Annotated in this window: 7 protein-coding genes and 1 pseudogene; all 8 read left to right on the top strand. The window is 46.7% G+C overall.

The features are described 5' to 3' along the window. Positions 1-3: 3 nt before the first annotated feature. On the top strand, positions 4-1,008 hold the full coding sequence (locus GVN16_RS21970; RefSeq protein ID WP_166566110.1) for a DUF4249 domain-containing protein: 1,005 nt from the start codon (positions 4-6) through the stop codon (positions 1,006-1,008). 552 nt (positions 1,009-1,560) lie between these two features. After that, entirely contained in the window at positions 1,561-4,779 is a 3,219-nt protein-coding gene (locus GVN16_RS21965) for a TonB-dependent receptor (RefSeq protein ID WP_166566109.1), read from the top strand. Between the two features lie 25 nt (positions 4,780-4,804). Beyond that, the gene (locus GVN16_RS21960; RefSeq protein ID WP_166566108.1) at positions 4,805-6,640 is read left to right on the top strand and encodes a RagB/SusD family nutrient uptake outer membrane protein; all 1,836 of its coding nucleotides are present in this window, start codon (positions 4,805-4,807) and stop codon (positions 6,638-6,640) included. 218 nt (positions 6,641-6,858) lie between these two features. After that, positions 6,859-8,046 carry a glycoside hydrolase family 88 protein gene (locus tag GVN16_RS21955; protein ID WP_166566107.1) on the top strand — a complete coding sequence of 396 codons (1,188 nt, stop codon included), beginning with the start codon at positions 6,859-6,861 and terminating at the stop codon, positions 8,044-8,046. 239 nt (positions 8,047-8,285) lie between these two features. Next, positions 8,286-9,302, top strand: a complete 1,017-nt coding sequence (locus GVN16_RS21950) for a LacI family DNA-binding transcriptional regulator (protein WP_166566106.1) — start codon at positions 8,286-8,288, stop codon at positions 9,300-9,302. A 68-nt stretch (positions 9,303-9,370) separates the two neighbouring features. Further along, on the top strand, positions 9,371-11,281 hold the full coding sequence (locus GVN16_RS21945; protein ID WP_229244300.1) for a glycoside hydrolase family 97 protein: 1,911 nt from the start codon (positions 9,371-9,373) through the stop codon (positions 11,279-11,281). 31 nt (positions 11,282-11,312) lie between these two features. Next, positions 11,313-12,197, top strand: a complete 885-nt coding sequence (locus tag GVN16_RS21940) for an ROK family protein (RefSeq protein WP_166566105.1) — start codon at positions 11,313-11,315, stop codon at positions 12,195-12,197. Further along, a pseudogene (locus GVN16_RS26150) lies at positions 12,194-13,264 on the top strand (serine hydrolase domain-containing protein). The gene GVN16_RS21940 and the pseudogene GVN16_RS26150 overlap by 4 nt, the downstream one beginning before the upstream one ends. The last annotated feature ends 36 nt before the right edge of the window (positions 13,265-13,300 follow it).

Raw genomic sequence — 13,300 nt, 5'->3', positions numbered from 1 at the left:
ACCATGAAAAAGAAGATAAAATACCCGGTTTTATTTATTACAGCGGTTTTTGTTGCCCTTTTCGGAGCATTTTCCTGCACCAGCCTGATCACCGAGGTTTCGCCGGAAAACCTGCCTGATGCACAACCCAAGCTGGTGGTTACGTCCTTTATTTCGCCGCAGGACAAAATGGTGAAGGTGCATGTAGGTAGCAGTTCGCCTATTTTTACCGATGTCCCGTTTGACAAAGACATTTACCGGGTCGTCAACGGTGATACGGTTTATTACAATTTCGGAGATTATATCAGTGACGCCAAAGTGGTGATGTCTTCGGATCAGGGTAAAGTAGAGCTTGCCTATGATCATCAGAACAACTGGTATTCATTTATTCCCGGAGAAAATACCCTGAGAATAGAGGCCGGTAAAAAATACTGGCTGGAAGTAAGCCGCAAAGAAAAAAAGGTTACTGCAGAATGTACCGTGCCACTCATCGCCACGCCCGTCGGAAAAGTAGAAGTGGATACGATCACCAGGAATTATATGAACACTGAAGAAATCAGGGTGATAACAGACCTGGACTGGAATCCTGAAAATAACGGCAAAGTATATTATAAACTCAGGGGAGCCAGCCATATCGAAATCAGGGGTTATTCTTCGGTCCATTCGAGGGTCGTTGTTCCTTTCAGATTTGAAAATACCGGTCTTCAGAAAAATGAGAGTGGTGTCCGGCGGTCTTTCAGGGCCAGGGGAGACCTGACTTTCAGCTCTGCCTATGCCCCGGATGTGAAGGTATCATTTACCGTCAAACTCGTTCAGCTTGATCTGATGAGTGTCGACGAGAATTATTACAAGTTTCATGAGTCTGTCTATAAATTTGACAGGAGCAATGATAACCCGTTTGCAGAGCCTACCCAGGTGTACAACAACATTTCCGGTGGACTGGGATGCTTCGGAGCTGCCAATCATTATGTGCTGGATTACCGGATGAACCTTGACGGAACCGCTGCTGCTCTGCCGGTTTTGCCCTGAAAATCATCTTTCAGACATTATTTTTCTGACTTTTTACGCAATCGTTCCCGGCAACGATTGCGGCACTTATTTTAAGTCTTTTTTGCACTATTTTAAGCCTTTATATGACCTTTTTCGTTTAAGGCACCCTGAAAATTCCCGCTTAAATATTTTACTAAATCGATTTATCTATTTATGTTTGTCTTAAGATATTTATTTAGCCAGAAAAAGTAGTGTTATTTTGCTATCAAAAGCATCCCTGACAAAATTCAGATGATTATGCAGAAATTCAGGATAAAAGTTAACCCGGTTTTGATGTTCGGCTGATACAAAGCCCTTATTTTTTGAATTTTTGCTAAATCGATTTACTAAAAAATATCTGACCATGTAAAAGCAGTTTTATTCCAATTATAATTCGCTGTTATTTTCTGCGTAAGCGGGAGACGGCAAAAAAAATATCGGTGTTGAAGCCACCGATATTCTTAAAAAACTCTTGGGTACATTTCGATTTGGCGATCAGTATGTACCGGGAGCATTCTAATCTTATTATTAATAAAAATAACATTCAAAACTATGAGTAAAAATCGACATTTCAAACACTCGTTGTCCCGCTTGCCCGGGGTATTCTTAAAAGCGGTGATGTTGACAGCCTTCATTTCCCTCGCCAATGCAGGGAATATAGCCAGGGGGGCTGTTTCTGTTAGTCAGTCCACAGAGAGTACAGTAAGCGGGAAAGTCAGTGATGCCAAAGGCGAAGCCCTGCCCGGTGTAAGCGTGGTCATCAAAGGAACCACACGTGGGGCAATCACCGATGCTTCAGGGAAATTTTCCATCCAGGTGCCCGACAGCAAAAGCATCCTGATTTTTTCTTACGTAGGCTATGAAACCAAAGAAATCATTGCAGGAAATCAGAAAGAAATCAATATTGTACTGACCGACGACGCCAATACTTTGCAGGAGGTAGTGGTAGTGGGTTACGGAGAAAGAAAAAAAGAATCCCTTACCGGGGCCATCAAGCAGGTAGGTGAGGAGGTATTTAAAGACAGGCCGGTCAGCAATGCGGGTCTTGCCCTGCAGGGCCAGGTGGCTGGTCTGGCCATCACCAGGACCTCTTCCCGTCCTGGAAATGAAGGTCTGGCGATCAGACTTCGCGGAGAATCTTCCATCACAGGTGTTGATCCTTTGATTATAGTAGATGGGGTGCCTGTATTGGGCACCTGGGAGTTAAACCAGATCAATCCTTCTGATATTGAGTCTGTTAGTGTATTGAAAGACGCCTCTGCGGCCATTTACGGAGCCCGTGCCGCGGGTGGGGTAATCCTCGTAAAAACCAAAAGAGGAAAAGGCGATAAAATGCAGGTCAGCTACAACGGTAACTACAGATTGAATACCATCGGGATCACCGTTCCTTATGCCAACATGGCTGAATGGGCTAAAATGTACCAGGAGGGCTCGCTTCAGGATAAAGTGGATGCCAGCGGCAATGTGGTCGAATGGTATCCTCAGTGGGGCAAAGACAATGTGGCTAAAATGGCCCAGGGCCAGCCTTTTGATTTTATCAACCCGAGTGACCAGCGAGTGATCAGGTATGCAGACAATAACTGGGCAGATCAGTTATATGCCCCGGCGTTTTCACAACAGCAAAACCTGAGTCTGAGAGGTTCTTCTGCCAAAAGCTCCTATATGTTTTCGATCGGGTATGCGGATAATAAATCGGTTTTGAAAACGGCTTATGACGGGGAAGAAAAATACAACACGCGTTTTAATTATGACTACGAGCTTTCGAAAAACATAAAACTGGAAACCGGTATTTCCTACGACAGCCGGCTGGTATCTGCTCCGAAAAACGGAGTGGGTGCAGGTTTCTTTGATGCCCCGGTTTTTCCGACGTACAATAATGTAGGTGAGTATTATGACGATTACGGATATAGAAATCCGGTAGCTTCTACAATGAGCGGCGGAAGGGACAATAACAAAGAAGGTATCCTGCGTCTGAACTCCAGGATTTCGGCCAAATTGTTTGATGGTTTTACCCTGAGTGCCAACGCTGCGGTGGTGAACCGCCAGGGCTGGAGAACACGCTACAACCAGACCTATAAACTCTATAACTGGCTGGGTTCACTGACCACTTCTGTTCAGAATCCTAATCCTGAGATCATCGAAAACATTGCGAATACCAACTATGAAACTTACGGCGGATTTGCGGATTATGTGAAAACCATCGCCAGGAATCATTCCATCTCGTTAATGGCCGGCATCACCTCAGAGTTGAGCGAATCCAAGAGTGTGGAGGCCAAAAGGACCAAGCTGGAATATGACGGATTGTATGATCTCAACACCGCGAATTCGGTTACACAAACCAACGCAGGCGGTGCCAGTCACTGGGGATTGATCTCTTATGTAGGGCGTTTTAACTATGCTTTCAAGGAAAAATACCTCTTCCAGGCCTCAGGTAGACGTGACGGTTCTTCCAAGTTTCACCCGGATTTCAGATGGTCTAATTTTGGTGAGACCTCGGTAGGCTGGAGAATTTCAGAAGAGAATTTCATAAAAGACCTGAGAATCTTTGATAACCTGAAACTGAGGGCAGGTTATGGCGAAACAGGCGGACAGGCGAATATCGGTAATTACGACTACGTTTCAGGCATTACCACGACCGGAACCATGCTGTTCGGTCAGGTGGCTTCACTGCAACAGACTTCGTGGTTGTCAGGACTGACCAGCTTAACACGGACCTGGGAAAGGATTGTCAATAAGAACATCGGCCTTGAGTTTACGATCCTGAACAACAGGTTGTCAGGTACGGCAGAAGTATTCGAAAAAAGGAATAAAGGCATGCTGATCGACATCACGTATCCGCAGGTGTTGGGAGGAACAGCCCCAAAATCAAACAGCGGTGAGCTGAAAGTAAGTGGTTGGGAAATTGAACTGAACTGGCGGGATAAAATCGGTAACCTTCGTTATCATGCAGGTGTGCAGCTGAGCGACAACGTCAACAGGCTGGTGTCTATGCAGGGTAAAGACTCGTGGGCAGCGGGCATCGTGGCCCAGAGACAAGGGTATCCGCTCAATTCTATATTTGTTTATAAAACAGACGGTTATTTCAAGTCTGCTGAAGAAGTGAATGCTTATTACGCCCAATATACCGCCACCTCGGCCGGAGAACTGGGAAGAATGACAGGAGAAACCAAGAGGTTGCGTCCCGGTGACCTGAAAAGGGTGGACCTTGACGGAAACGGTTTTCTTGACCCTGTAGGCGGAGGAAAAGCAGGTGACGGAGATGTTTATTACTATGGCGATGCCAATCCTCATTACCTGTTCGGCATCAACCTTGGGGCAGAATGGAAGGGATTCAGTGTGTCGGCTTTTGTGCAGGGGGTGGCTAAGCAAAACCTGCTGAGAAGTGGTAATGCCAGGGCTCCGTTTTTCAGGAATTATCTGAATGTCAATAACTCTTACCTGGGCAAAACCTGGACTCCTGAGAATCAGGAAGCTGAATACCCGAGGATTTCGTTTGACAACGACAGGAACAACTGGAACTGGCAGAACAACGATGTGAATGTGCAGAACCTGAGTTACGCCCGTCTGAAATCGCTGGTGATCGGTTACTCATTGCCGAAATCATGGAGTGCGAAGATCAAATCGGACAACATTCGGTTCTATTTCTCAGGCAATGACCTGTTTGAAGTGACCTCCATCAAAGACGGTTTTGACCCTGAACGGGGAGAGAGTTCTGACAGCACCTACCCGTTCCTGAGGACCTGGTCATTAGGCCTGGATCTGTCATTCTGATCAAATAACCTTAATAATTATTCAAATGAAAAAGATACTCTATAGCCTCGTGGTGGCGGCATTGATGATAACCACAATTTCCTGTGAGGACAAGTTCCTGAACCTGGATCCGCTGGATTCGCCTACCGAGGCGATTTATTTCAAGACGCCCGACCACTTTAAGGCAGCAACCAATGATTTCTATAACAAAATGGTGGGTTTCAAGAGAATTGACGACGCTACGATCTTTGATTTTGTAGATACCGGTTCGGATCTGGCGGGTTCTCTGAGTGATTACGGCAGAGGGGCCATCGGGGTGCCTTCTACGGATATTTACTGGAGAAATTCATACCGGTACATCAGGTCAAACAATTATGTGATCCAGAAAGGTGAGGAATATACCGGGAACAAAGCAGAGATTCAGCAGTATGTAGCTGCGGCCCACTTTTTCAGGGCATGGCATCACTTTTTCCTGGTGAAGCGTTTCGGTGGGGTGCCGGTCGTCACCAAAGTACCTGACCTGACAGATCCGATACTGACAGCCCCGAGAAACACCCGCTATGAGGTGATTGAGCAGGTATTGAAAGACCTGGACGTGGCCATTGAAGGCTTGCCGCTGGAGTCAAACATTGTGGCAGCAGACAAGGGGCACTTGAGCAAACAGGCCGCCAAAAGCTTCAAAGCAAGGGTGTTGCTTTATGAAGGCACATGGGAAAAGTATGTGGGCGAAACCACGGATTTTGCCCAGGGACAAAAGAAAGCCGATAAGGTGACCGCTTACCTGACCGAAGCAGCCAGCCTGGCTAAAGATGTTATGAGCGACGGTACTTTCAAATTGTTCAATGAACTGGATTCTCTGAGTTATTATTACCTGTTTGTGCTGGAAGACAACAAATCAAACCCGAAAGGGCTGACAAAAGCGAATAACAACGAGTTTATCTTCAAAAATATGTATGACAAAAACCTCAACAGGGCAGCACTGAACATCAGTCATTCATGGGGAGGAGCGGGGCCTAACCGCAAGATGATGGACATGTATCTTTGTAAAGACGGCCTGCCTTATACCCATTCGCCGATGGCTAAGGGATACCATAAAATGACGGACGAGTTCCAGAACAGGGATGCCAGGCTGGCCAATTTTGTCAGAAAACCAGGGCAGAAATACTGGGGCTGGGGTGTGGGCACTAACGGGGGAGGAGCAGATTACACCAAAGCCAATTATACGACTTTGTCTAACTGGCCCGCCAATATTGCCACTTATTACCCTAACCTGGCCCAGGTTTCAACAAGCTTCGGTTATGGCAACAGGAAGTGGGTGACGGAAAATCCGGGCACCGAAACCGAATATGAGTCGTACGATTACCCGCAGATCAGGATGGCGGAACTGTACCTGATCTACGCCGAAGCCATGTGTGAGCTGGGCGGTGGTAAAATATCCGATGCTGATCTGAATATATCGATCAACAAAATCAGGGCCAGGGCTTATGTGGCTCCGCTGACCAACGCTCTGATCGCCCCTTACCCGGGACTGACCATGCTGGGCGAGATCAGAAGAGAGCGTGCTTTGGAAATGTACATGGAAAATACCCGTTTTGATGATTTGAAACGCTGGGGCATTGCCGAAGCAGAGCTCAACAAGCCGATTCTGGGTATTGTGGTGAAAAACCCGGACGGCTCGCCGACAGAGGTAGCTACCTTCAAAAACGGAACAACGGCCCTGTACAACCCTGCGGTTTATCCTTATGGTGTAGACGCCGCTACCGGAGCGTTGATCATCGACCAGGGATCCAACAGGAAGTTTACTAAAAAGAACTACCTGTGGCCTTTGCCAACCGATCAGAGACTCCTGAACCCGAACCTGGTGCAGAATCCGGGGTATTGATGGGCGGCCGGATACATGTATAGTGACATTTTTATTCCGGAGAAAGGACAAGGGAGAAAGATGAAAGCGAAGATTACTGGAGGAGCGGCCAAAAAGGGCCTTCAGGGCCTGGGAATAGGAAATGAAGCAGGATTATACTAAATTGGAAATATAGAATCAGATGGCAAGACGCTGTTTTAGCGTCTTCTATTTTCCATCATGAAATCAAATTTATTTATATGAAAATCAGTGTGTTGTTTTTGAGTTTGTTGATCTTATGGGGATGTTCTTCTGAGCCGGAGGCGGATGTGGCCTGGGTGGATACTCAGTTGCAATATTGTGCTGCCCAGGCTGAAAAAACATTGAAACTCGTTCCGGATTCCATTCCTGATATCCCGAGAAATGTTAATTCAGGCGGCAGCCAGTGGCGTTTTGTAGACTACAAAGACTGGACCAGCGGCTTCTGGCCGGGTGTGCTCTGGTATTTGTACGAAGACACCCAAAAGGAAGAATTCAGACAGCAGGCTGACCGGTTTTCGAGAGAACTGACCCCTTTGTCGGAGCAGCCGGCTTATGATCATGATCTTGGTTTTCAGATGTTTAACAGCTTTGGCAACGGCTACCGGCTGACGGGCAATCCTGAATACAAATCGGTGGTGCTGAAGTCGTCGGATGTGTTGGCTACTTTGTTTAATGCCAAGGCGGGAACGATATTGTCGTGGCCGAGGGAGGTACAGAAATTTGGTGGTCACAATACCATCATTGACAACATGATCAACCTGGAGATGCTGATGTGGGCCTCAAAAAACGGTGGGGAAAAGAAACTGGCTGACATTGCCTTATCACATGCTGAAACGACGATGAAGAACCAGTTCAACGAAGCATTTGTCACCGGCCACGTGGTGGTGTATGATACACTGACCGGGAAGAAAATTAAACGGGTAACTCACCAGGGGTTAAACGACAATTCCATGTGGGCGAGGGGACAATCCTGGGCGATTTACGGCTACACGATGATGTACCGGGAAACGCAAAAGCCTGAATTCCTTGTTTTTGCACAGAAAGTGACGGATGTTTATCTGAAAAGATTGCCTGAGGATCTGATCCCTTACTGGGATTTTGACGATACCCATATTCCGGATGCTCCCAGGGATGCTTCGGCAGCGGCTGTGACGGCTTCCGCTTTACTGGAATTGTCGGCTTATGTTAAAGACCAGGCCAAAGCAGCAGAATATAAAACCAAGGCCATCGGTATGCTGAAAGAACTATCTTCGGAGCGGTACCAGAGCAGGGATAAGAACACGGCGTTTCTGCTGCATTCTACCGGGCATCATCCGAATGGCACCGAAATAGACGCTTCGATCATCTATGCGGATTATTATTATATAGAGGCACTTTTGAGGTTAAAGAGACTTTTGGTAAAATAAAAGGTAAATGAACATTAGATTAACATGAATCAGAGTCCGGGGAGCACTGCTCCCCGCCACTTTCCCGGATAGGTGTTTCCGGTAGTGTTTATTAAGCTGAATTTTTCCTAGAACAAAGGGGTTTGAGGGCTTATCTTAATTTAACTTTTTATGGAAAAAAAATATCAAAATATTCACTAAATCGATTTATCTCTTTAAATTTGGTGTAACTATACCTAGGACCCCAAACAAGAAATTTTTTGAAAAAGAGAAAGTCAATTCACGATGTAGCCAAAGAGCTGCAGGTGTCAGCCACGACCTTATCCTTTGTGCTGAACAACAAAGGGAAGGAAAAAAGGATCAGCGATGAAGTGATCAGAAAAATAGAAGACTATGTGATCAAAACCGGGTATAAGCCCAGTTTTATCGGCAAAAGTCTCCGGACAGGTAAAACGAAGACCATCGGGTTGATTGTGGAGGACATTGCCGATCCGTTTTTTTCGGCGGTGGCGAGTGTGATTGAGCAGAAAGCTTTCGATTCGGGTTATAAAATGATCATCGCGAGTTGTAACAATATACCGGGAAAGATACGTGAGGTGGTCAATATCCTGGATGAGCGAAGTGTGGATGGTTTTATTATTGCCCCCACGATTGACATCGAAGACGTGATCCTGAAACTGAAAGAAGAGAAGAAGCCTTTCATTTTGTTTGACAGGTTTTTGCCGGACATTGACACTTTTAATGTGGTGGTAGAAAATGAGAACGGAGCCTATATGGCCACGCAGCATTTGTATGAGAACGGCTATCGTAATATCGCCATCATCACTTTGCTGTCGGAACAGATACAGATGGTAGAGCGTCTGAACGGCTACCTGAAGTTTATCAGGGAAAAAGGATTGAAAGAGGAGGTATTTAAGATAGAATATGATCTGCAATACAAGGAAATCACTAAAAAGATTGCCAGAATCATACAGGACAAACCACACATTGACGCCATACTTTTCGGGACCAACTACCTCACTATTGGTGGGTTGACGGCTCTGAAACAGCTTGGTAATGAAAGAAATAAGATCGGATTGGTGAGTTTTGACGATCATTTTCACTATGATCTTTTCACACCTTCCATCACGGCGATTGACCAGCCAGTGGACCTGCTGGCCACTACGATCATCACCCATTTACTGGAAATGCTGGATGACCAGACCAACGCCACCAAAAAGAACGAGACCATCCGGCTGCCCGTCAGCCTGCTGGCGAGAGAATCATCGAAAAGGTGATTTTTTTTAAAGGATTTGCTAAATCGATTTATTAAAACAGGTATTTTTTGAAATTATTGACCTTAAGCATGAAAAACAATTTAACCGGAAAGAGGAGGATTTTTAAGGTATTGATGATGATGGCTTTAAACCTCGGCGGACAGGCTTTTGCCCAGCAACTGGCCGGGGCCACGCTGGAATCCCCCGATAAAAATCTCGTACTGAATTTTTACCAGAAAAAGAATGAAGCGGGTGTCAACCAGATGTTTTACCAGGTAGCCTACAAAAACAAGCCGGTGATCCTGGAATCCAAACTGGACCTTGATCTCGACAATCACCTGACAGAACTGGCGATGGCCCTGAAAGTCGATAAGCAAAAGAAATGGTTTGATAACCTGGTGTTTAAGTCAAAAACAACGGGAGAAAAAGATACCGTCTGGAAACCTCTGTATGGTGAAAGATCATTGATAAAGGACAAGTACAACGAAACCACGATTACCTTCGAAAAAGCAGACAATAAAGACTACCAGCTGCAGGTGCAGCTGAGGGCCTACGACGAAGGTGTGGCTGTCCGCTACTATTTTCCGGAAAACCCGAAAGGCTCTTATTACCAGATCACAGCCGAAAACACCGAATTCAGCCTTCCTGATGATACCAGGGCTTATTATACCCAGTGGGCACAGGCTCCTTATTACTTGTTGCCGCTCAGCGACTGGCCAGATGAAAGCGAGCGTCCCCTGACGCTTCAGCTGAAAAACGGTCTGTTTGCCTGCCTTGCGGAGGCTCAGATGGTGGATTATGCCCGTGGCAAATTTATCCTGAGTAAAGAAAAAAAGAACACGGTAGTGACTAAGTTATACGGTGGAGTAGACGGTATCTCTTATTTTGCAACACCCTGGAGGGTCGTGATGGTGGCTGAATCGATGGGTAAGCTGCTGGAAAACAACGACATTATCCTGAATCTCAACGAAGCGAGCAAAATCGAAAACCCTTCCTGGATCAAACCCGGAAAGATCATCCGTGAAATGACCCTGACTACTGAAGGGGCGTTCAAAGCCATAGATTTTGCGGCAGCAAGAAACCTTCAATATGTGCTGTTCGACTGGAAATGGTACGGTCCGGCCCTGACCTGGGACTCGGACGCCACGCAGGTCAAAGCGAAAATGGACATGCCGGCTATTGTAGCTTACGGCAAAACTAAAAACGTGGGCATCTGGCTGTATGTCAACCAGCAGGCCCTGCTGAAACAATCGGATGAGATATTCCCGCTGTATAAAAAATGGGGAATCAAAGGTGTGAAATTCGGATTTGTGCAGATCGGCTCGCACCGCTGGACTACCTGGCTGCATGATGCCGTGAAGAAAGCCGCTGATAATGAACTGATGGTGAATATCCATGACGAGTTCCGCCAGACCGGTGAGCAGCGTACTTACCCGAACATGATGACGGCCGAGGGCATCAGGGGCAATGAAGAAATGCCAGATGCAACCCACAATACCATTTTGCCCTTCACCCGTTTCATTTCGGGAGCGGCAGATTACACCCTTTGTTACTTCAGTCCGAGAATCAAAACCACCCATGCCCACCAGCTGGCTTTGGCGGCGGTTTATTACAGCCCTATCCAGACCATGTACTGGTATGACGCCCCTTCAGCGTATAACAATGAGGCTGAACTGGAGTTCTGGGATAAAATTCCGGCTACCTGGGACGAAACCAGGGTCTTGAAAGATGACATCGGAAAAGTGGTTTCCATTGCCAGAAGAAGCGGTAACGACTGGTTTGTCGGTACGATCACCAATAATGACGCGAGGAATATTGAGCTGAAATTTGATTTCCTGCCGAAAGACAAAAAGTATGCGGCTAAAGTATATTCAGATGATCCTCAGGGTATTACTAAAACCAAAGTTAAAGTAGAGGAAATCAAAGCAGACCATACCACTGTTTTAAAAGCAGCTCTGCAGGCGTCCGGCGGCCAGGCCATCTGGATCAGGGCCCTGTAAGATATTTTGAATCCTAAATAGCACAAGAAATATGTACATCGGAGTTGACATAGGAGGCTCACACATCACCGTGGCAGAAGTGGATCTTACCGCCGGAAAACCTGACCTGACACAGATGATCAGAGCTAAAATCCACCCGCATGGTGGGGCAGAGGAAATCCTTTCGGCCTGGGTGAAAGCCATCAAACGGGTTGCAGAAGGAAAACAGACCTACTTTCTGGGGATTGCCATGCCCGGCCCTTTTGACTATGAAAAAGGCATTTGTCTCATGAAAGGTGTCAATAAATACGACCATCTGTATGGCATGAACATCCGGGAAGAACTGGCTCTGCGTTTGGATATTCCGGCTAAAAACATCCTTTTTCTGAATGATTCTGCCGCTTTTCTTGCCGGAGAAATGGTTTTTGGAACAGGTAAATCATATCAGAAAGGCATGGGCATCACCCTGGGGACCGGGCTGGGGACTGCCATTTACGAAAACGGAACTCCTAAAGACATGGGGTTGGGTATCGGGTATCCGCTGCATGACGGCGTGGCAGAAGATTTCATTTCCACCCGCTGGTTTATTGCCCGTTATAGTGAATTGACCGGAGAGTCTGTAGAGGGCGTGAAAGAACTGGCCGATAAATTTTATGATCATCCGGTGGTAAGAAGGGTGTTCAAAGAATTTTCTGACAACATGATCCTTTTCCTGGAAGGTTTCATTGAGCGGTTTCATCCTGAAATCATCGTAATCGGGGGCAACATCAGCCTTTCATCTGAACTGTTTTTTCCGAAGGTCAATGAATTTCTGCAAACCTGTTCGCCGGAAATAAGGCTTGAAAAGTCGCTGCTCAACGAGAACGCAGCCTTGCTGGGCTCCGCAGGTCAGTGGAAAAGTACTTCGCTGGGATTGATCAAAAGTAATACAAGATGAGAACTAACCTGCTCCTGTGGCTTCTCCTGGTTTCCGGTCTTGCTGAGGCTCAGGACAAGCCGCTGTACGATTTCAAACCCGCAGACGACCGCATCAGGGGTTGGGTTGACAAGGCTTATTATGAAGGAGCCGCCGTCAGGATTGTAAAGAATGACAGCGTTTTGTTTGAGAAATATTATGGAAATTATACACCTGAAACCGTGGCTTATATCGCTTCGGCCGGGAAGTGGCTTGCGGCAGCCACCATCGCGGCTGTGGTGGATGAAGGTAAAATTTCGTGGGACGACAAGGCAGAAAAATGGCTGCCTGAATTGAAAGATCAGAAAAGACAGGCTACCCTGGCTCAGTTGTTGTCGCACACGGCAGGTTATCCCGACTACCAGCCCAAAGGGGTACACCCGGATGACTACCAGACCTTGGCCGAATCAGTGAGACATATCGTTGATTTACCTGCATAACATGCACCCGGAGCTGTTTTTAGTTATGGAGGACTGGCCATGCAGGTGGCCGGAAGGATGACTGAACTGGCTGCGGGCAAGAGCTGGGAGAGTGTATTTCAGGAGAAAATCGCCGGACCTTTAAGGATGAAAAACACGCATTTTACACCTGTGGATATCACCCCTGGGCATAATCCGATGTTGGGAGGAGGGGCCAGGACCACTTTACCTGATTACGCCAATTTCCTGTCGATGATAATGAATAATGGCATTTTTGAAGGTAAAAGGGTTTTGTCTGAAGAAGCGATCCGGTACATGGAAGCGGATCATGTGAAAGATGCGGCTGTCAAACCCGGTGAATTTGTGGAAAAAGCCAGGGGGAGAAAGGGCAAAGATATTTATGGCTTGGGCCATTGGCGGGAAGAAACCGATGAATCAGGTAATCCGACGCTGCTGAGCAGTCCGGGCTGGGCCGGGGCTTACCCCTGGGTAGATCGTAAAAACAGGATTTATGGATTTATCCTAGTCAGGGTCAATACCGCAAACGCAGGCAAAGATGGGTTCTCTTCTTTTTATGCCAGTCCGGAGCTGCCCCTGATGGTCAGAGCCATTGTGGCGGAAAAGAAATAAAAAATATTATTCCAATTGCCCGTAAAACAACGGGTT

Origin of the sequence: Emticicia sp. CRIBPO (assembly GCF_009905725.1) — a bacterium.
GTDB lineage: Bacteria > Bacteroidota > Bacteroidia > Cytophagales > Spirosomataceae > Leadbetterella.
Note: the sequence above shows the minus strand (reverse complement) of the source record. Positions and strands in the feature narration are given on the sequence as shown.

Bases quoted from the DNA above. Each gene is read 5' to 3' on its own strand.
- GVN16_RS21960 (WP_166566108.1), top strand. From the start codon at position 4,805: ATGAAAAAGATACTCTATAGCCTCGTGGTGGCGGCATTGATGATAACC.
- GVN16_RS21955 (WP_166566107.1), top strand. From the start codon at position 6,859: ATGAAAATCAGTGTGTTGTTTTTGAGTTTGTTGATCTTATGGGGATGT.
- GVN16_RS21965 (WP_166566109.1), top strand. From the start codon at position 1,561: ATGAGTAAAAATCGACATTTCAAACACTCGTTGTCCCGCTTGCCCGGG.
- GVN16_RS21945 (WP_229244300.1), top strand. From the start codon at position 9,371: ATGAAAAACAATTTAACCGGAAAGAGGAGGATTTTTAAGGTATTGATG.
- GVN16_RS21940 (WP_166566105.1), top strand. From the start codon at position 11,313: ATGTACATCGGAGTTGACATAGGAGGCTCACACATCACCGTGGCAGAA.
- GVN16_RS21970 (WP_166566110.1), top strand. From the start codon at position 4: ATGAAAAAGAAGATAAAATACCCGGTTTTATTTATTACAGCGGTTTTT.